Genomic DNA, 19,568 nt, shown 5'->3' with positions numbered 1-19,568 from the left:
TTATAAATTAAACCTTAGAGCAAAAAGGAACATATAAAATTCAGAGTCCATTAATCCCATTAATATTAAAATAAGCCTGTTTTTGATAATAGGAGAAATTATGAAAGAATTTGGCTTTTATAACGATTTTGACGATACTTTGATGTTAAATGAACAGATAGAAATAAATAACGAAAAGGAAGAATATCTAGTTTCTAACTCACCAAAGCTTAAAGCAAACATTACCGCACCTGAGATAAATTTTTATCTAAAAAATACAACCGCAAGCGTCTTAGAAAAAGCTAAAAATACACTTTTGCTTTATGAAGCAAGAGCAACTGCATTTGACATGGCAAAGGATGTTGATTACGAAAAAGAAGTCGGCAAAAATGTCGTAATAGTAAGCAACTCAGGCCGTGAGGAACTAGCAAATTTATTAAAAGAAAATGGCTATAAAGTCATTGAATTAACGCATTTTGAAGTGAAATTTATTTATGGCGCAGCTGGCGAACTTAGTGTTTTGATACTTAGAGCAAATGACGAATTTGAGGTCGATTGTGACTTTTTCTTGGTTGAAAATGCAAGGGATTATATGCTAAAGCAAAGCGGCTGTTACGAAATAGCTGGGCTAGAAGATGAAGCTGTGCTTAAAATCTTAAATGAAAAAACTCCAAAATTTAAGTACAAAAGTCTAACTCAATACGACTCTTCGATCTGTCAATATCACGAACGACGAAATGAAATTTGTGGACGCTGTGTCGATGTTTGTCCAACTGTGGCCATTTTAAAAGAAGATGAGACAAAGCATCTTGTTTTCTCACAAATCGATTGCGTAAATTGTGGCAACTGTATTAGCGTCTGTCCTAGCGGATCTCTTGACTCTACACTTATGCCACAAAACTCATTTGCTACTATTGCCAAACTTTACAAAGGTAAAATTCCACTAATAATCTCTAATGAAACAAATTTAGACGAGCTAAATATAAGCCTACCTGAAAATGTCTTGCCTTTTTTCATATCAGCACCACATATGTTAAATCAAGCGCATCTTCTTACATTGCTTCAAGAAAGTGGTGCGAGTGTGATTTTATTTAGCAAAACTCTTGGCAAAGGCGAAAAAGACGCCATTAGCATCTTAAATCAAATTTATGAGCTTAAATTTAAAGAGACGGCGATCTATCACGCTAAAGATAAAAACGAGCTTGAAGAATCGCTCAAAAAAGCAAAATTTATAGCTGACTCACAACACACAATAAACGAATATGCCTTGCCAAAAAGGGAAATTTTTGCAAAAAGACTCGAGTTTTTAGTAGGTAGCGAAGATCTTGGCGTTGTAAAAAGTGGCGAGATGATAAGATATGGCGATGTCAAGATAAATACTGATAGCTGTACGCTTTGTCTAAGTTGCGTTGGCGCTTGTAACGTAAGCGCGCTAGTGGCTGATAAAAAGACAAATTCGATTTTATTTAATCCAAGCGTCTGTACAGCTTGCGGATACTGCGAACTAAGCTGTGCTGAAAAAGATACCATAAGCCTTGAGGTTGGAAAAATTTCTCTTAAGCCTGAGTTTTTTACCTATAACGAGCTAGCACGAGATGAGCTTTTTGCCTGTGTTGAGTGCGGAAAAGAGTTTGCGACTAAAAAAGCGGTCGAAAAGATCGCAACTATAATGCAACCAAGATTTGGCAACAATAGGGTCAAGATAAAAGCGCTTTACTGCTGTGCTGACTGCAAGGCCAAACTAATGGTTCAAGCCCAAATAAACGCGATGAAAGAGGATTTATTAAATGGATAAAAACATCATAAAAGCAAGATCATATTTTTACGAATTTCTAGCATATCCTATGTTTTTTTACACAAATGATGAGAAATTTTCAAGGTGGAAAGAGCAGTTAAGATACTTAAGCGCAAATCCTTTAAGCGAGGATAGTGATGCTGCATTTAAAAATTTAGATAAATTTAGCTTTGAAGAATTTTCAAAAGAACAAAATGACGTTCTTTTTGGCTTTACAAATATCCCCTTAAGCGCTTCATTTTATGAAGAGGGCAGAGACAACGGAGCAGCTAGGCTTAGGGTTATTGAATGTTTAAAACTAAGCCCATATAGACGTGATAGCGAGCTTTGCAAAGATAGCGAGGACTACGTTGGATTTATATTTTTAGCAATGGCTACATTTTTAAAAGATGAGTTTGATGATGCAAAAAATATCAGCAATAAGCTATTTTCTGAAACCTTAAATTTATTTGTAGACGAGTTTGGCTCGCTACTTTTGGCTCACAAAGAGGCAAATTTCTTTAAATCATATACTATTATTTTAAAAGACTTCATCGAGCTTGAGCGCTCTATACTAAACGTAGAAGCACCAGCTAAACCAAAAGGCGATAGTGTCGCTATGGCAGCTCTTAAAAAAGAGCCATTTCAAAGCAAGATGCCAACATTTAAAACAAAGCTTCATTGGGAGGAATTTTCTCCAGTCATCTCACACGAGTTTAAAGACTAGCTTAAATTTACTCTTAGCCTGGATAGGAGTAAATTTATATCTTCTTAAATTTTGTAGCTATTTTTGGTGTTTTTAATAGTCTATTTTCTTTAAAAAATTTTCTGAGTGATTTTTGCTCTTTTGGACCAATCTTATAGCTTATAAATTTAAGATACCACTTGATATCTTGCTCGCTTATACCGCGACTTTTAGCATACTGAGCCAAGATATAGTTTGGGATCTTTATATTTTTTTGTAGAAATTTTGCGACCAGTTTTTTGTAAAACGAGCCATTTTTTACGTAAGAAAATCTACCAAAAACAAATGGCAAATTTGTCTTTTCGTACCAAATTTTACCAAGGTCGTAAAAGCACTCTTTACCCTCTCTTAAGTATGCCTTTAGCGCCCTGTCGCCTATGATCACCTCGCCGTTTAGTCGAAGCACCTTGGCTAGGGCATTTGAGCTAGCTGAGGCAGGATCTGGCTTTGGGGCTGAGTTTTTGCGCACAAGCACGCTTTTTACTTCTTTTTTGGCGACTATCCCAAAATTTAGCTTCTTTAAATTTGCCTTTTTACTAGCTATGCTTGAGATCACCGCGGCGTCGATCTTTCTAGCGTTTAGCGCCCTATTTAGCTTGCTTGGCACACCTTTTTTAAACTCGATCGCCTTTTTTATCTGAGAGCTTAGTGGGGCTGATTTTAAAAAAACGTGAAATGGAAGTAAATTTAGATAATCAATCTTTCCAAATATCATTTTTCATCTTTTACAAGCTCAAATTTAACTAGCTCGTTTTCATTGCAAACATCGCGAAATAGCTGGGTTAAGCTCTCTTTTGCACTATCATCCAAAAAATTTTCATTTTTTAGCTTTATAAGCGTTGGCTCATTTATCTCGCAAAGGCAGTCAAAAAGTGCGTCTAAATTTCTGCCGTAGTACTCTGGTAGCTCAAATTTCTTGGCAATATACTCATGCATCTTCTCTTTTTCGAGTATCTTTTTGGCATCTAAGTTCACGCTTTTCATTGCATCCTCTTCTCATAAAGCAGGTAAAAATGCTCGTAGTGATCGGGTGTGTAGTAGATAAGCCCGTCGTTTGAGTATAAAATTCTCTCAGCGCCGCGCCTACCACCATTATAATTTACATCGCACTCAAACCACTTTCTACCATCAGCCTCTGGCAGCCTTTTTTCTCTGTTTGAAAATCTATCTCCGCCGATACTTTTGCCACCGCTTATCTGCCATAAATTTCCGCTTTTTGTATCCCAGCCAAGATTAAGTGCCTCTTTTTTGGTTATGAAATTCTTTGGTAGCTTGTTAAATTTATAGATATAAAGAGCGACCTCATCTTTTGAAGTGTACGAGCCATTTTCTGTAATGCTCTGGCTCTTTTGTCCCTCTTTGTTTAGTTGCTCAAGTAAAATTTGAGCGTTTTTATTTGCCTCACTACCATTATTTGAAAAAAAGAAGGTGCCAACAATAATAGCAATGATAAAGGCGACTAAGGCTGGCAAAAGTCTTTTATTCAAATTTAGCCCTTAAAGCGTATTAAAAACTCTATCGCCAGCATCACCAAGACCTGGAACGATATAGTTTTTCTCGTTTAGTTTTTCATCAATCGATGCCGTATAGACCTCGACATCTGGGTAAATTTCACTAAATCTCTTTAGCCCCTCAGGAGCAGCGATGATAGAGATAAATTTGATCTCTTTAACGCCCTTTTCACGCAAGAATTTGACCGCATCTATAGCCGTGCCACCAGTTGCAAACATAGGGTCGATGATGATCGCCATGCGCTCTTTTGCGTCTTTTGGAAGCTTTGCGTAGAAAAACTCAGCCTGCGCTGTCTCTTCGTTTCGCTGAAAGCCCAAAAAGCCCACGCTTGCATCTGGAATGATAGTAAAAACGCTATCAAGCATACCAAGTGCAGCCCTTAAAATAGGACATATCATCACTTTTGTAGTAAGCCTTTTTGCATCTGCCACCGCAACTGGTGTTTGGACTTTGACATCTTTTACCTTTAAATTTCTGGTCGCTTCAAAGATCATAAGATAACTGATCTCATCAACTAGCATACGAAACTGAAAAGGCTGGGTATTTTTATCACGTAGAATGGTTAATTTATGCTCGATCAGTGGGTGCGAGATGAGCTTCACGTTTTGCATTTTTTATCCTTAAATTTACTGTTTTTAGAAGGTTTATCTTTACAAAATGCCAAAAAGAGTTTAGCCCAAAATTTGGGCTAAATTTTAAAATCCTTTTGCAAGTTTGGCTTTGTAAGCCTCAACATCAAAATCTTTTACTCTCGCCACGCCATCTTCAACCGCAGCTTTCGCAACTGCTGGAGCAACTGCTGTTAGCACGCGTTTGTCAAATGGTTTTGGGATGATGTACTCTTTGCCAAATTTTAGCTCACTAACACCACTTGCCTTTAAAACTTCAGCTGGCACTGGCTCTTTTGCAAGCTGCGCAAGCGCTCTAGCTGCAGCCATTTTCATATTTTCAGTGATCTTTTTAGCTCTAACGTCAAGCGCGCCTCTAAAGATAAATGGGAAACCTAGCACGTTATTTACTTGGTTAGGATAGTCGCTTCTGCCTGTACCCATCATAACGTCACTTCTTACAGCCTCAACATCCTCTGGATAAATTTCAGGCACTGGGTTTGCCAAAGCAAAGATGATAGGCTCTTTATTCATTGAAGCAACCATCTCTTTTGTAAGTACGCCAGGCTTAGAAAGGCCTAAAAACATATCAGCGCCCCTCATCGCATCAGCCAAAGTTCTATCCTCAGTTTCAAGCGCGAACTCTACCTTTTCAGATGTAAGATCTGTTCTTTTTGAGTGGATGACGCCTTTACTATCTATCATCACGATGTGTTTTGCACCAAGCGCTTTATACATCTTCGCGCACGCTATGCCAGCTGCACCTGCGCCACTAACTACGATATTTATCTTTGAGATATCTTTGCCAGAAATTTCCATCGCATTTATCATGCCAGCACTTGTTATCATCGCCGTGCCGTGCTGATCGTCATGCATGACTGGGATATCGACTGCTTCTTGAAGCTTTCTCTCGATCTCAAAGCACTTTGGAGCACGGATATCTTCTAAATTTATACCGCCAAATGTCGGAGCAAGAGCCTTGCAAATCTCAACGATCTTATCTGGATCATGCTCGTCTAGCTCGATGTCAAAGGCATCAACATTTGCAAATTTTTTAAATAAAACTGACTTTCCTTCCATAACTGGCTTGCCAGCGATCGCACCGATGTCGCCAAGCCCAAGGACAGCCGTACCATCGGTGATAACGGCTACTAGATTTGCTTTATTTGTATATTTATAAGCTAGTTCATTATCAGCTTCTATCTCTTTGCAAGGCTCTGCAACGCCAGGTGTATAGGCCATTGAAAGGTCTCTTGATGTCTCGCAAGGCGTCTTTACCTTTATCTCGATCTTACCGCCTATGTGGTAGTTTAATGCTTCTTCTTTAGTTACATGTGTCATTTTTCTTCCTTTAATAAATTTTGTATTCTATTTTTTGTCTCACCGCTGCCTACTACTTCAAGCACCTCAAATATGCTTGGGCTCACGCTTGAGCCAGTTAGCGCTATCCTTAGAGCCTGAGCTAGGTCTTTTAGCTTTAAGCCATTTTGCTCTAAAAATTTATTTGTTAGCTCCTCGTAGCCCTTTGCGTCAAGGTCACGATCTAAAATTTGAGCAAATTTAGCCAAATTTTCTTTACTATTTTCATTTATAAATTTAGCCCAAGCTTTCTCATCGTAGCTTTTTGGAGCGTTGATGATCGTGTTTGCGCTATTTGCCATTTCGATTAATGTCTTTGATCTCTCACGGAGCGAATTTAGCAGTAGCTCGCCCTTTACCAAAGCCTTAAAATCAACGCCAAACTCGAGCATATCGTGAGCTAGTCTCTCGTAAGGCAGGGTCTTAATGTAGTGAGAATTTAGCCAGTCAAGCTTTTGAGCGTTGTAAGTGCTTGAGCTTTTGTTGATATCGTTTGGATTGAAGTATTTAAGCATATCCTCAATAGTAAAAATCTCATCATCGCCGTGGCTCCAGCCAAGACGAACGAGAAAATTTAAGAGCGCTTCAGGCAGGTAGCCCATCTTTTTATACTCCATAACGTCAGTTGCGCCGTGTCTTTTGCTAAGCTTTTTACCATCCTCTCCGTTTATCATAGCGACGTGATAAAATTTTGGTACCTTAAAGCCAAGTGCCTCGTAAAGAACGATCTGTTTTGGAGTATTTGAGAGGTGATCGTCACCACGGATGACGTCTGTTACGCCCATTAGTGCGTCATCTATCACAACCGTGAAGTTATAAGTTGGTGTGCCGTCGCTTCTTGCGATGATGAAGTCATCTAAGATATCTTCAACCTTAAATTTAACCTCGCCCTTTATGCCATCATGTATGACGATCTCGCCACTAAGTGGGGCTTTGATACGGATGACTGGCTCGATGCCAGCTGGAGGCGTGCCAGTAAAATCTCTATATCTATTATCATATTTTGGACGCTCTTTTCTTGCCTCTTGGCTAGCTCTAAGCTCTTCAAGCTCGTCCTTGCTCATATAGCATTTATATGCTTTGCCTTCTTCAAGTAGTTTTTTAACATACTCTTTGTAAAGATCAAATCTTTTTGATTGATATGTCACTTCGCCGTCGTGATCTAGCTTACACCAAGCAAATGCCTCTTTTATGGCTTGCGTGGCCTCTTCTGAGTTTCGTTTTAAGTCAGTATCTTCGATGCGAAGTAAAAATTTTCCATTATTAGCTCTTGCATATAAATAATTATAAAGGGCTGTCCTAAGTCCGCCTATATGTAGGTATCCAGTAGGCGACGGAGCAAATCTAGTAACTATCATTTTGTGCCTTATTTTTATGTTATAATTGCCCAAAATTATATTTACTAAATACTTAAATAAAGGTTTTATTATGAAAAAATTGCTCTTTTTGGCTGCTGGCATGCTAAGTGCTTTAAATTTATATTCGGCTCAGATGATAAACGGTATCGCAGCTATTGTAGAGAACGAACCAATCACGCTTTATGAAGTTTATAGCTTGAAAGAACAGCTAAGAGCTAGCGAACAAGATGCTTTAAATTTACTCATAAGAGATAGGCTCGAAGATGCTCAGATAAAAAATTTAAACATTAGTGTAACGCCATTTGAGCTAAACGATAGAATCGAATCGATCGCAAAGCAAAATGGCATGACAAATTCGCAGTTTAGAAGCTCTATCCAAGCCCAGGGCATGGACTTTTTGGAGTTTAAAAACAACATAGAAAAAAAGATGCTTCAAGAAAAGCTTTATAAAAGCATCTTGGCTGAAGCTGGCAAAAATGTAAATGAGCAAAAAGCAAAGATGTATTTTGATGCTAATCCTGATAAATTTAAGGTCTTTAGCACTGCTAAAGTAGTCCTTTATAGGGCAAAGAATCCAGAAGAACTAGAAGCTCAAAAAACAAGTCCATCACTACTTAACAGCGTACGAATGCAAGAGCTTAGCCTAGACTATCAGAGCATAGATCCAAGGCTAGCTGCCATCATAGCCGGTACAAATAATGGCGAATTTACCCAAATACTACAAGGTGCTGATAGTTTTGATATGTTTTATGTAAAAGAGAAAATTGGCTCATACACTCCAAGCTTTGCAGATGTTAAGGATAATGTTATAAACGAGCTTTATCAAGGCGAACAAGAAAAGCTTATGGCTGATTATTTTGATAAACTCCGCGCAAAAGCAAAGATTCAAATTTTAAGATAACTTCTCTTAGCCGTCATTTGGCGGCTAAATCCTCTCAATAGAATTAAACTTTTTTCAATTTTAACTCCCATAAATATACATTTTAGCTTTAGCATAAGCTACCTAAAAGTAACAAATCTTATCCCAAAAGCCATATTTGGTTAGATCTAGCCTAAGAGAACTCATCTCCTATCCGAACAAAAATGAGCAAAATGATAGTGAAATTTATAAAATTTTAGCCAGAGTTGGCCTTAACAAATTTAAAAATTTAGATGAAATTTTAGACTATCCTAAGATCATGAGTTGAGGCGAGGCTCAGAGACTAAATTTTGCCAGAGTCTATCTTGCAAAGCCTAAATTTTTATTCTTAGACGAGGCAACCTCGGCACTTGATAATACTTCAGCAGCTAAAATTTTGAAAAATTTAAAGAGCGATTTTAAGGAACTTGGCGTGATGATCACACATCAACGCGAGCTTTTTGAACTTTTTGATAAGGTGATAGATATAAAAAGTGAATAAATTTGACTGCAAAGGCAGCCAAATTTATATTATGCTTTTTTAGTAAAAACTCCAACATAAATAGCATAGATAAAGCCGATCGCTACGGCATATGGAGCGTAAGGAGTGATGCCAGCTCCAGAGCTTGCAAGTATGAAGTTGTGGCTTATCGCAGCACCTGCTCCCATACCTAAAACAAATACAGCTGAGCTTAAATTTCCAGCTCCCATTTGCACTAAATGTTTGCCTGGGCAGCCATAACTTAGGCTAAAGCAAAGACCAGCCAAGCTCATGCCAAGGAAATTCCAAAAAACATCATTATGAGCGATAGGTTGAGCTTCAAAGCCAAATTTATATTGTCCAAGAGCTAAATTTGTGATACTTGCAAAAACGATGATAGATACAATGCCATAAAACATTGAAAGATCACGCTCAAAAACTTTGCTAATCGCACCAACCGAGCAAAATTTACTTCTTTGCATAAAAATGCCAATAACAATGGCGCAAATAAGTGAGATAAAGATATTTGCATGCTGTGAGCCTGGGCCTTTTTCTGAGCTAAATAATGCACCATTATCGCCAAGTTTTAAACCAAAGACAAGGGCTATTAAAAGCAAAATAGCAATGATTAATGGCAAAAACGCAACTGGCTTTGTCGTGGCATCATTTTCAGGTATGACGTAACCATTTTTTTTGAAAAATCGTCCAACAAAAACGCCAGCAAATAGACCGACAAGACCAGCAATAGCAGTCATATCTCCGCCGCCAAGGCGCAAAAACGCTCTCCATGGACAACCCAAAAAGATAAGGCAACCAATCATAGCAAACACGCCTAAGAAAAATCTAGAAAATGCCGCACTGCCAGATACTGGAGTGAAATTTCTACTCCAAAGCATACTTGCTAGAAAGCCTCCGATGATAAGACCTAAAATTTCTGGCCTTAGATACTGCACGACCTTAGCTTGGTGAAAGCCAAGAGCACCTACGCTATCCCTTAAAAAGCAAGCCGCACAAACGCCCATGTTTGCTGGGTTGCCAAAATAAACAAGCACTGGGCCAAGAATGCCAAGGCTTGCACCTGCGATGATGTAAAGCACTGTTTTATTCATAAATTTTCCTGTGTATAGGGTAAAATCAAACTGATTTCTTAAATGGCATTTTAATAATCATTAAATAAAACAAAGATTAATTTTTTAAGAGCGAAATGGATAGAATATGCAAAAATTTCATAAAAAGGATAAAAATGAAAGATTTTATGAGTTACGCAGATAGCCTAAAAATTCTAAAAGATACAATAAATGCGTGGGAAAAGGTCGAAAAAGTAGCCATCACGGACGCACTTGATAGAAATATCGCCTACGACGTGACAGCCACTGAAAATTACCCAGCAAAGCCGGTTTCAGCGATGGATGGATACGCTTTTGCCTTTAAAGATGGCCTAAGCGAGCTTGAGCTCATCACAGACCTGCCCGCTGGAAGCGACAAAGGACTAGTTATAGAGGGTAGTAAATGTGTAAAAACTTTCACTGGCTCACTAATGAGCGAAGGCACTGATACTCTTGTGCCGGTAGAAAATGTCGAGGTTAACGGCTCAAAAATACTCATCAAAAAGAGTGTGCCAAAGGGCTTTGCCGTGCGCGCGGTGGGAGAAAGCTACAAAAAGGGAGAAATTTTAATAAAAAAAAACACAAAACTTAGTTACGCAGAAATCGCACTTCTTGCTGAGCTTGGCATCTTTCACGTAAGCGTTTTCATCCGCCCTAGAGTAGCGATAATTGCAACTGGTAGCGAGATCAAAGACCTTGGCGAGCCACTAGAAAACGCTGCACAAATTCACAGCTCAAACCACGTAGGGATCGCTATGCAGATACGCAAAATGGGTGCGGAGCCGATCCTTTGCGAGATCGTAAGAGATAAGGCCGAGCTTGTCGAAAAAGCGATCATAAACGCACTAAAATCAGCTGATATATTAGTGACGACTGGTGGCATAAGCATGGGTGATTACGACTTTGTAAAAGGCGCTTTAAATGAAAATTTTAGTCTTATCATCGAAGGTGCTGCCATAAAACCGGGCCGTCACATCAGAGTGGCAAAGTCAGGCGATAAATATATCTTTGCACTGCCAGGATTTCCGTACTCGGCAATGGTTATGTGTGTGCTTTACGTAAGGGTCTTAATAAATGCGTGGTTTGGTCAAGAAGAGCCAAAGATCACGGCAATAATGGACGAAGACTATAAAAAGCGTTCACCATTTTTAGAATTTACGGCTGTAAATTTAGAAAATCGTGAAGGAAAAAATTTTGTAAATCTAAATGGCAAAAAGCTTGGCAGTTCAGCAATCGTAAATAATTTAACAAACAAAGCTGCACTTTTAATGATCCCAATGGATAAAGAATTTCTTAAAAAAGGCGAGATAGTAGAAATCTTGATGATGCCTTGCTAAAAATTTTAAGGATAAAAGTTGAACGCATTAGAAATTCAAACAATTATAGTTTTTCTGCTAATGACATCACTTGCCTTTGGAATAGATCTTTTTGCTCATAAGCATGATGAGAAAATTTCACTAAAACAAGCCGGTATTTGGTCTATCTTTTGGATAGGAGTTTCGGTACTTTTTGGCATATATTTATATTTTGAGCGAGGCAGCGAAATAGCAAGTCTTTATTTTGCAGGATATGCGCTAGAAAAGTCGCTCTCGGTAGATAATCTTTTTGTGATGATGGCGATTTTTTCATGGTTTAAGATACCTGAAATTTATCGCCACAGAGTGCTTTATTTTGGCGTTATAGGAGCTATGATATTTAGGTTCATCTTTGTAGCCGTAGGTACAATACTTTTTGCCATCTCTCCTTGGATGGAGCTAATATTTGCGGCAATAGTCGCATATAGTGCTGCAATGATGATAAAAAAAGATAAGTGTGATGAGGATATAAAAGATTATTCAAACCATATAGCCTATAGGGCAGTTTATCGCTTCTTTCCGGTTTTACCACAGCTTTTTGGACATAGCTTTTTTGTTAAATTTAGCGAAATTTCTAAGCAAATTTCAGATAGTCAAAAAACTACTCTTAACGATCAGATTTTAAGGCTAAAAGCTACTTGGATAGCAACACCGTTATTCTTGTGCCTCTGCGTGATTGAGCTAAGCGATGTGATATTTGCTTTTGATAGCATTCCAGCCGTCATTGCTGTGAGCAAAGATCCTATCATTGTTTATTCAGCGATGATATTTGCGATACTTGGGCTAAGAACGCTTTATTTTGTGCTTGAAGCACTCAAAAATTTTTTAAAGTATCTAGAAATTTCTGTGATAGTGCTTTTATTTTTTATCGCAGCAAAGCTAGCTGTAAATGCGACTGCTCATATATTTCATCATACTTTTGAAATTTCTGCACAAATTAGCCTTTTTATCATTCTAGCCATCCTTGGAGTTGGGGTCGTAGCAAGTTTGGTTAAAAAATAGCTACCACAAAAGTATACAAGCTAAAGTTAGGCGAGCTTAAAATTAAAAATTTATAAGCAGGTGCTTTATATTTTGGTGTCTAAATTCTTTAAAATTTTACTTGCTTGTGTAAAAGATTGATTACTGTATATTTATGCTACCGGCTGGAGTTGGCATATCACCTTTTTCATCAGCAAATGGTGGCCCTTTTTGAAGCAAAGTGGTGATCTCGGATGCTACTTTTGGATCCATTTTCGCCATGATGGTTGATATCTTTTTGGCATCAAGAGCATAAAGTATGGTGGCTGCGTTTGATCTAGGCATTTTAGAGAGCACCTCAGCTGCCGCGCCATCTTTCATCTTAGAATATGACTCATTGACTTTATCACTAGTCATTGTGCGAAGTTCTTTTAAAATTTTCTCATTTTTGGCGACCACTTCATCGATCTCTTTACGTTTTTGCTCGATTACTTTCATTGTCGCATTTAGATCAGCTTCTTTTTTGGCAAGCTTTTTATTATTTTCTTCATAGGCTGCTGCTGAGCTTGCGCGAAATACCTCTAAAGCTTGGCGCTGTTCATCTATAATCTCAAGTTCCTTTGAAATTTCTTCTTTTCTAGCTTCGAAAATTTGCGTACAATCAACTGGTACCTCAAAACAAAATGCAAAATTTAAAATAGTTAAGAGTAATAAAACCGCTCTCATCACAACTCGCTCTTAGTTGTAAATTTCATCACTGCAAACTCATCAAGTGCAAGTGCTTCGGCCTTTTGTATGCGTTTTATCTCTTTTTTAAACTCTTCTTTTTCTAGATATTTCATCTTTTCGTACTCTAAATTTGCATTTTTATATTTATGTTCGTAATGCGAAACCTCTTTTTTGGCTATCTCAAGGCTCTCTTTGCAGGCATTTAGCTCTTGTCTTGCTATCTTTATAAACTCTAAATTTTCCTTTAGCTCACATATATTGCCACTTTTTGGCAAGCAAAACTCCTCAAGTCTTGCTCTTAAATGCACTAAATTTTCTTCAAAATTTCTCACATTAAGCCTAGCAACAGCAAGCTTTGCCTCTACCTTATCCATCTCTTGTTTTTTTACACGGACGATAGAGGTAAATTTGCTTTTCATCTAATGATCGTATCACTTCTTTCAGGGCTTGTTGAGATATAGCCGATCTTTACGCCAGTTAGCGCTTCTATTCTCTCAATATAAGCTCTTGCGTTTGCTGGCAAATCTTCATATTTGCTTATACCTTTTACACTATCCCAGCCTGCAAGTTCCTCGTAAATAGGAGTTGCATTTTCAAGATCTGTTGGCATATAATCGATAGTTTCACCATTATATTGATAAGCTTTGCAAATTTTTACCACTTCAAATCCATCAAGTACATCAAGCTTCATAAGCGCATAAGTATCGACACCGTCAAGCCTTGAAGCATATTTTACACTCACAGCATCAAACCAGCCACAACGTCTGCGGCGGCCTGTTGTTGTGCCAAATTCCTTACCGATATCACACATCTTATCGCCATTTACACCTTTATCTTCTGTCGGGAAAGGGCCAAAGCCAACACGAGTTGTGTAAGCTTTTATAACACCTATTACTTCACCGATTTCTTTTGGATTTAGTCCAAGCCCTGTACAAGCACCTGCACTTATAGTATTCGAGCTAGTGACATAAGGATATGTACCATGATCGATATCTAAGAGCGTGCCCTGAGCGCCTTCAAGTAATACCTTTTTATTTTCATCAAGTGCCTTCCACACTAGGTTTGTAGTATTTGCGATAAATGGAGCCAAAACCTCTTTATATCTTTTTAGCTCTTCAAGCAATTCACTCTCATTAGGAATTTTTACGCCAAGTGCGTCAAATACGCATTTATTTGTCTCAAAATCATGCATCAAAGCATCGCACAAACGCTCTGGTTCAAGTAGTTCGCCTACTCTGTGACCACTTCTACTTATTTTATCAGCATAAGTTGGTCCAATGCCTTTTCCAGTCGTACCGATTGCTTTTTCGCCTTTTAGTCTCTCTTTTGCTTGATCGATTTGGCTATGGTAGCTTAGATTTAAATGTGCTTTATCACTAATATAAAGCCTTCCCTCTAAATTTTCAAACTGCGCCATTTCAGTAATTAACACTTCTGGGCAAACAACAACGCCATTGCCGATAATATTTATAATATTTTTGTGTAAAATTCCGCTTGGAACAAGGTGCAAAGCATATCTAACACCATCGACCCAGATAGTATGGCCAGCATTGTGGCCACCTTGAGAGCGACAAATCATATCATAGTTTAGTCCTAGCATATCAACTATTTTGCCTTTACCCTCATCACCCCACTGAACTCCAACTACTAAATCAGCCTTTCTCATTCTTACTTCCTTAAATTAATTTTTTCTTCTATCAACGCATCTGTATAAACAGCAAAACCACTATTTATTTTTCCGTCTATTTCGTAGCTACCACCACTTGCTATTATGCTGTTATTTCTTAAAAACCTAAAAAATAGACTATCGTAATATCTCATTTTTGAGTAATATAGCGGAACTATTCTTAAATTTTTATATTCTAAAGCGCTGGCTAAATTCCTCAAATTTTCAAGCGGTTCTTTTAGTTTACTTGGAGATATTTTTATTATCTCATCTAGCTCGCTAACTGATTTTAAAAGAGCAAGAGCGCTTAGCCATGGAACATTTTGAGATAAAATTTTCTCCATTTGTCCATTTTCAAAAATCTCAATAGGCACACTCAAAATTTCACAAATCACCCTTGGAATTTGCATATTGCTTACTTGCAAAAATGTATCCATTTTTAGCTCATCAATAAGCTTTGCAACGATATTGATACTTTTTAAAACATCATTTTCGCCAATTAGCTCAGCTCCAATTTGATAAATTTCCTGGCTTGGATAGCGAAAGACTGGCTGGATATAAAACCACCTTTTTGACTCGCTAGCTTTTAGCCTTCTAAGCACGATTCTTACAGTATCGACTGTACTATCAGCCCTTAGACTTATCTCGTGATTTAGGCTGTCACTAAAACGCAAAAGATTTGTAGCATCTACACTTAAATGTTGATGATACGAAAAAAATGGCGTGACAATCTCGCTAAAGCCTTCTTTTTCTAAAATTTCACTAGCTTTTTGTTCGATTTGCCTCTTTAGCTTTGCGCTGTTGGCAAAGTAGAGTTTGCTTCCATTTGGAATTTCATGCTCATAAACATTTAAAACATTTTCATTCATTATTTATTCGCTCCACTCAAATTTAGATCATCATCGCATAACAAAATTGCCTCATTAGCTAAATTTATTACGTTCTCTTTGTCTATTTTTACAAGGATCGTATCTAAAATTTCAGCTAATTTTTCATTTATTGTTCTGATATTATCTACTTGATTTGCTATTTCGATTTTTAATTTTTCGCTTACTTTTTCATCGCATTTAAGCAAATTTATCAAACGAATCATAAGCTCTTTTGCACCTACTATTTTGCAAAGTATATTGTAGTTCTCATCATCTTGAAAATTTCTTACATTTAGTGGAGATGATAGAGTGAATTTGAATTTGAGTACATCATCCAGGCTAAGCTCTGGTGCAAAAAGCCGTCCTTGAAATCTACTAAAGCCAAATCCAACAAAAATTTCAAGCATGCTTTTATCTTCTAAATTTTTTATCATGACATCAAAATTAAATGTATCTGATACATACTTTATCATGCGTATGGTCTTTAGCGCTTCTACTGAATCAAAAATTTGTTTGCAAAATCTCTTATCTATATTAAATCTATTTGTTTTTAACATACCTAACGCTTCTACCGAGCCTGAATAAGACGCAAAGTCATCAAGCGAAAAGCTAACACCTAGCTCCTTATAAGCATCGATATATCTAACAACATCATCTAAATTTACGCCACTTGCGGAGTCAACGATGTCTATGATTAGCCCATTAGCGTCTAGCTGCTCATCTTCTAAAAGCTTTTTAAATTTCTCAAAAAACTCAGATGTCATTAGCTTTTTAATGCATAAATTTACTCTAACTTTTGCATTTATCCCCTCTTTTAGCCACACAGCCCTAGCTTTTAAAGCATCTTTTAGTGTAAATAATGCGATAGCAACAACTGCTTTTGAGCCTTTTGCAAGCGGTAAGAAGTCTGATGGCCTTAATATCTTATCGCCATTTTTCCATCTAATAAATGCCTCAAAGCTACTAACTTCTCCACTTTTTATATCAATCTCAGGCTGATAAAGCAAGAACATCTCGCCAGCATCGATAGCTTCAATGATCTTTGAGTCATCTCTATATTCATTTTTAAAATACGTATCTTTTTTCGAATTAAATACATAATATTTATTTTTTCCATTAAGCTTTGCTTGATACATAGCCCAATCAGCTCTTTCAATTAGATCATCAACGCTAAGCGCATCGCCACTTAAGCTAATACCAATACTTACACTAAGTTTTTTTTCATCATCATCAATAGAAATTTTACTCTGACCCACTCTTAAGATGTTTTCAGCAGTTTCGTAAATTTCTCCCAGATTTTCATAAGACATAGCACCTATAAACTCGTCTCCACCTATTCTCGCAAATATTCCTTGTTTTGGAAAAATTTCATCTATTTTTTTTGAAATTTCTATTAGGATTTTATCGCCTACTTGATGTCCGTATCCGTCATTTATCGATTTAAAATTATCAAAATCGACATAAAAAGCTGCTATTTTTAAGCTTTTTTTTGCTTGTTTTAGTAGATTTTCTAGCTTATTAAAAAGCAAAAATCTATTTGGTAGTCCAGTCAGCGTATCGTGATACGCGATAAATTCGAGATATTCTTTATTATAGCAATCATCATTTGCGCTTGAAGCCAACAATATATATCCCTCTTGATCGCCAAACGCGTTTAAAAGCTTACTTATGCTTATAACTTCGAGTCTATTTTTGCTTCGAACATCATGAATAAGACCTTGCCAAAAGCCAGTTATTTTAAGTGAATTTAAAATTTCATCTTTAATATCTTTTAGTCCGTTTTTAAAATTTATTAAATCTTTTGTGTAAATTTTCTCTATAAAATTTTTATCTCTAGAAATGTCAAGCGTATCGAAAAAAGCGTCATTAGCATCTATGATCCTAAACTCATCATCAAGCATAATAATTTGCTCTTTTGCGTATGAGAAAATTTTTGCTAAAAGGTCTTGATAAGAAAAAAAGCTATTTTGCACACTAAGATCTTGCATTGTGCCCTTTATGACGCTTACTTCACCATCATAAAAAGCTATTGCTTTTGCTCTAATCCTTACATAAATAATCTCTTTATCAGCCCTATAAAAACGCACTTCGCCATCATATACTTCACCTTTTTTTATAAGGTCAAAAAAGTCCTTAAAGCTTACAAATTCATCTACAAATATAGTTTTTGCGCGTTCAAAATTTATACTCATATCCCCATTTAATGCATATCCGAGCAACTTAGCAATAGCATTTGGGATATAAAGGATGTCGCTTTTTTTATCCCATGAAAAGACAAGCGCTTGGCTTGCCCAAAGTATGCTTTGAAAATATTTTAATTCAGCATCGTACTTTTCTTGCAGCTTTGCTATATCACTTAAGTCATTAAAAAAGTAGATGATCTTTTGCTCTTTGTCAGCACCATTATCTATAAATTTTACTTTTATCTTAAATGGAGTTTTGTTGTTTTCATTTGTTTGCATATTGGCTACGAGATTTATTTCGCTATTTTTGCTACCTTTTTCAAAGAATTTTTTAGATTCATTAGAAACATTTACAGCAAACTCATCTAAACTTTCAGGGCTTATTAGATCTTTTAAATTTATAAGCTTCTTATCTTGCGGGACTTTAAGGACACTATCGATATTTTGCGTACTTCTTACGATAGAAAATGGATCGCTACTTAATGCTTCTGCTATTACATTTGGCGATAAAAAAGAATAATCATTTATTGCTTCGTTATCCTTTTTCGTAAATTTTCCATCGTCAAGCTCATGTATAAGCATAAAATTTAGCCTAGAATCCCTTAGCTCAATCTGTGACTCTTGTAAAAATCCCTCTTTAGTGCCACTATCTTTTGTTTTTAGCTTGATTTTAAAACTCATATCACTATTTTGAGCGTCTTGTTTCATCTGCATAAATAATGCAAAATCGCCATCTATTAAATCATTTAAATTTAGCTCTATAATCTCATCTTTTGTATAGCCAACGGAAGATAAAAATGCATTACTAGCATCAATAATATCGCCGCTATAAGCATCATAAACTACTATTTTCAAAAAGCTTTGCTCAAAAATATAGCCGAATCTACTTTTGTATTCTTCTAGTCCATCAGTTGCTTTTTTGGTTTCTATCTTTAGCTTGTTTATTCCATTTTTTATATCTTCAAGTTCTGTTACATTAAGGCTTCGTCTTATCTCGTATTCATCGCCATCTAAAGTATCTCTTACCTCTTTTAAAGCTGGCATTATTCTATTTTTTACAAATTTTACATCTCTAACCCACAAAATTAAAGAAGATATAAAACAAAAGATCGATAGCCAAAATAACACAAACTGCATAAAGATATGAAAATGCTTCGTTGAAGCAGTAATAACAAAAATTTTATACTCTGGCATATAGCTTATGAGATAAAAGCTCATATGGCTTAAAGAAAATATTATTTTATCCTCTTTAAACTCGTCGCCAAGACTCACATAGGGCAAAAACATCGATTCATCAAATTTTTTATAAAACTCATCTCTTGATAAATTTCCATATTTATCTACCAGATAAGCATAAGTTTTGCTTTTATCATCGTAACCTATATTAGTGTAGTTTTGCAAAAATTTTATATCAATTTGAGCTAAAATGCTGCCTCCATTTTTTAGTCCATAAGATGCATAAATGCCTCTAAAACGACTATTTTTATAAACTCGATCTGATACTTTAAATTTCCCAGCATCTGTCTCGTTTAAACTAATCCACGATAGATCCTTTTCGGCTATGTCATCAGCACCTAAAAATCTCTTTGAATAGATTAAATTTCTATTTTTATCAAAAACATAAAAAGCTATATAAAGATCGTTTTTTGTTGAATTTTTATCAAATAGCATATCACTAAGACCTGCTTCAACCATTTTTGATTTTAAAAATAGATCATTTTTTATTATAAAAAAGCTATTTGAGATTGATGATTTTATATTTGAATTAGTTGAGCTAAGATCATACTTTATATCGTTCGTACCGGCACAAACTACAAATAATGCTAAAAATATAAATGAGAGTAAAAGTAAAATAGACTTTGTATAAAACATTTTTACTATTTGAAGGCTGGTTTTTTGTTTCTCAAGCACGATAGACACCTCATTAGTTTAGGTTTTGGCTCTGATTTTATCCCATTTTTACTTGATTTGGGTTTATAAAGGTAA

At 36.4% G+C, this 19,568-nt stretch carries 18 protein-coding genes; 6 read left to right on the top strand and 12 right to left on the bottom strand.

Annotation, left to right across the window (positions count from 1 at the left end):
* Positions 1-100 precede the first annotated feature (100 nt).
* Both CVS92_RS04155 and CVS92_RS04150 read left to right on the top strand, forming a co-directional pair.
* Positions 101-1,774, top strand: coding sequence for a 4Fe-4S binding protein (locus CVS92_RS04155; protein ID WP_107788607.1), 1,674 nt, complete (start codon positions 101-103; stop codon positions 1,772-1,774).
* Positions 1,767-2,480 carry a molecular chaperone gene (locus tag CVS92_RS04150; protein WP_107788606.1) on the top strand — a complete coding sequence of 238 codons (714 nt, stop codon included), beginning with the start codon at positions 1,767-1,769 and terminating at the stop codon, positions 2,478-2,480. The genes CVS92_RS04155 and CVS92_RS04150 overlap by 8 nt, the downstream gene beginning before the upstream one ends.
* 34 nt (positions 2,481-2,514) lie before the next feature.
* On the opposite strand, the gene CVS92_RS04145 is transcribed toward CVS92_RS04150, so the two are convergent.
* The 6 genes from CVS92_RS04145 to gltX all read right to left on the bottom strand — a co-directional run bounded on the left by CVS92_RS04145 (position 2,515) and on the right by gltX (position 7,335).
* The gene (locus CVS92_RS04145) at positions 2,515-3,213 is read right to left on the bottom strand and encodes an MqnA/MqnD/SBP family protein (protein ID WP_107788605.1); all 699 of its coding nucleotides are present in this window, start codon (positions 3,211-3,213) and stop codon (positions 2,515-2,517) included.
* Positions 3,210-3,482, bottom strand: coding sequence for a barstar family protein (locus CVS92_RS04140; RefSeq protein ID WP_107788604.1), 273 nt, complete (start codon positions 3,480-3,482; stop codon positions 3,210-3,212). The genes CVS92_RS04145 and CVS92_RS04140 overlap by 4 nt, the downstream gene beginning before the upstream one ends.
* Positions 3,479-3,985, bottom strand: a complete 507-nt coding sequence (locus tag CVS92_RS04135; RefSeq protein ID WP_107788603.1) for a ribonuclease domain-containing protein — start codon at positions 3,983-3,985, stop codon at positions 3,479-3,481. Before CVS92_RS04135 ends, CVS92_RS04140 begins: the two co-directional genes overlap by 4 nt.
* Positions 3,986-3,994: 9 nt before the next feature.
* A complete protein-coding gene (gene upp, locus CVS92_RS04130) occupies positions 3,995-4,621 on the bottom strand; it encodes a uracil phosphoribosyltransferase (protein ID WP_004317747.1) in 627 nt (208 codons plus the stop codon).
* Between the two features lie 84 nt (positions 4,622-4,705).
* The gene (locus CVS92_RS04125) at positions 4,706-5,959 is read right to left on the bottom strand and encodes a malic enzyme-like NAD(P)-binding protein (RefSeq protein WP_107788602.1); all 1,254 of its coding nucleotides are present in this window, start codon (positions 5,957-5,959) and stop codon (positions 4,706-4,708) included.
* Entirely contained in the window at positions 5,956-7,335 is a 1,380-nt protein-coding gene (gene gltX, locus CVS92_RS04120; RefSeq protein WP_107788615.1) for a glutamate--tRNA ligase, read from the bottom strand. Before gltX ends, CVS92_RS04125 begins: the two co-directional genes overlap by 4 nt.
* Positions 7,336-7,405: 70 nt before the next feature.
* Here gltX and CVS92_RS04115 point away from each other — a divergent pair, with 70 nt between their 5' ends.
* On the top strand, positions 7,406-8,236 hold the full coding sequence (locus CVS92_RS04115) for a peptidylprolyl isomerase (protein WP_107788601.1): 831 nt from the start codon (positions 7,406-7,408) through the stop codon (positions 8,234-8,236).
* Positions 8,237-8,372: 136 nt separating this feature from the next.
* Positions 8,373-8,522, top strand: coding sequence for a hypothetical protein (locus CVS92_RS08985; RefSeq protein ID WP_159070347.1), 150 nt, complete (start codon positions 8,373-8,375; stop codon positions 8,520-8,522).
* A gap of 242 nt (positions 8,523-8,764) precedes the next feature.
* On the opposite strand, the gene yedE is transcribed toward CVS92_RS08985, so the two are convergent.
* Positions 8,765-9,823, bottom strand: a complete 1,059-nt coding sequence (yedE, locus tag CVS92_RS04110) for a YedE family putative selenium transporter (protein ID WP_107788600.1) — start codon at positions 9,821-9,823, stop codon at positions 8,765-8,767.
* Between the two features lie 134 nt (positions 9,824-9,957).
* On the opposite strand from yedE, the gene CVS92_RS04105 reads away from it, so the two are divergent.
* Both CVS92_RS04105 and CVS92_RS04100 read left to right on the top strand, forming a co-directional pair.
* Positions 9,958-11,157, top strand: coding sequence for a molybdopterin molybdotransferase MoeA (locus CVS92_RS04105; protein WP_107788599.1), 1,200 nt, complete (start codon positions 9,958-9,960; stop codon positions 11,155-11,157).
* Positions 11,158-11,175: 18 nt separating this feature from the next.
* Positions 11,176-12,177 carry a TerC/Alx family metal homeostasis membrane protein gene (locus CVS92_RS04100; protein WP_107788598.1) on the top strand — a complete coding sequence of 334 codons (1,002 nt, stop codon included), beginning with the start codon at positions 11,176-11,178 and terminating at the stop codon, positions 12,175-12,177.
* 120 nt (positions 12,178-12,297) lie between these two features.
* Here the strand turns inward: CVS92_RS04100 and CVS92_RS04095 are convergent, their stop codons facing one another.
* The 5 genes from CVS92_RS04095 to CVS92_RS04075 are packed head-to-tail and all read right to left on the bottom strand — an operon-like array spanning position 12,298 to position 19,493.
* Positions 12,298-12,861, bottom strand: a complete 564-nt coding sequence (locus CVS92_RS04095) for a MotE family protein (protein ID WP_084109057.1) — start codon at positions 12,859-12,861, stop codon at positions 12,298-12,300.
* Positions 12,861-13,283 (bottom strand): flagellar export protein FliJ, encoded by a 423-nt coding sequence (locus CVS92_RS04090; RefSeq protein ID WP_107788597.1) that lies wholly within the window; start codon positions 13,281-13,283, stop codon positions 12,861-12,863. Before CVS92_RS04090 ends, CVS92_RS04095 begins: the two co-directional genes overlap by 1 nt.
* Complete coding sequence (locus tag CVS92_RS04085) at positions 13,280-14,530, bottom strand: adenylosuccinate synthase (RefSeq protein ID WP_107788596.1); 1,251 nt, start codon at positions 14,528-14,530, stop codon at positions 13,280-13,282. Before CVS92_RS04085 ends, CVS92_RS04090 begins: the two co-directional genes overlap by 4 nt.
* A gap of 2 nt (positions 14,531-14,532) precedes the next feature.
* Complete coding sequence (locus CVS92_RS04080) at positions 14,533-15,399, bottom strand: ATP phosphoribosyltransferase regulatory subunit (protein WP_107788595.1); 867 nt, start codon at positions 15,397-15,399, stop codon at positions 14,533-14,535.
* Positions 15,399-19,493 (bottom strand): diguanylate cyclase domain-containing protein, encoded by a 4,095-nt coding sequence (locus CVS92_RS04075; RefSeq protein WP_107788594.1) that lies wholly within the window; start codon positions 19,491-19,493, stop codon positions 15,399-15,401. Before CVS92_RS04075 ends, CVS92_RS04080 begins: the two co-directional genes overlap by 1 nt.
* Positions 19,494-19,568 lie beyond the last annotated feature (75 nt).

The organism is Campylobacter concisus (assembly GCF_003048555.1).
Lineage (GTDB): Bacteria > Campylobacterota > Campylobacteria > Campylobacterales > Campylobacteraceae > Campylobacter_A > Campylobacter_A concisus_AO.
Note: the sequence above shows the minus strand (reverse complement) of the source record. Positions and strands in the feature narration are given on the sequence as shown.

What these genes read in the sequence shown, in the direction of transcription:
- CVS92_RS04085 (WP_107788596.1), bottom strand. Translation starts at nt 14,530, where the DNA reads ATGAGAAAGGCTGATTTAGTAGTTGGAGTTCAGTGGGGTGATGAGGGT.
- CVS92_RS04145 (WP_107788605.1), bottom strand. Translation starts at nt 3,213, where the DNA reads ATGATATTTGGAAAGATTGATTATCTAAATTTACTTCCATTTCACGTT.
- CVS92_RS04115 (WP_107788601.1), top strand. Translation starts at nt 7,406, where the DNA reads ATGAAAAAATTGCTCTTTTTGGCTGCTGGCATGCTAAGTGCTTTAAAT.
- gltX (WP_107788615.1), bottom strand. Translation starts at nt 7,335, where the DNA reads ATGATAGTTACTAGATTTGCTCCGTCGCCTACTGGATACCTACATATA.
- CVS92_RS04080 (WP_107788595.1), bottom strand. Translation starts at nt 15,399, where the DNA reads ATGAATGAAAATGTTTTAAATGTTTATGAGCATGAAATTCCAAATGGA.
- CVS92_RS04105 (WP_107788599.1), top strand. Translation starts at nt 9,958, where the DNA reads ATGAAAGATTTTATGAGTTACGCAGATAGCCTAAAAATTCTAAAAGAT.
- CVS92_RS04125 (WP_107788602.1), bottom strand. Translation starts at nt 5,959, where the DNA reads ATGACACATGTAACTAAAGAAGAAGCATTAAACTACCACATAGGCGGT.
- CVS92_RS04090 (WP_107788597.1), bottom strand. Translation starts at nt 13,283, where the DNA reads ATGAAAAGCAAATTTACCTCTATCGTCCGTGTAAAAAAACAAGAGATG.
- CVS92_RS04155 (WP_107788607.1), top strand. Translation starts at nt 101, where the DNA reads ATGAAAGAATTTGGCTTTTATAACGATTTTGACGATACTTTGATGTTA.
- CVS92_RS04095 (WP_084109057.1), bottom strand. Translation starts at nt 12,861, where the DNA reads ATGAGAGCGGTTTTATTACTCTTAACTATTTTAAATTTTGCATTTTGT.
- upp (WP_004317747.1), bottom strand. Translation starts at nt 4,621, where the DNA reads ATGCAAAACGTGAAGCTCATCTCGCACCCACTGATCGAGCATAAATTA.
- CVS92_RS04140 (WP_107788604.1), bottom strand. Translation starts at nt 3,482, where the DNA reads ATGAAAAGCGTGAACTTAGATGCCAAAAAGATACTCGAAAAAGAGAAG.
- CVS92_RS04150 (WP_107788606.1), top strand. Translation starts at nt 1,767, where the DNA reads ATGGATAAAAACATCATAAAAGCAAGATCATATTTTTACGAATTTCTA.
- yedE (WP_107788600.1), bottom strand. Translation starts at nt 9,823, where the DNA reads ATGAATAAAACAGTGCTTTACATCATCGCAGGTGCAAGCCTTGGCATT.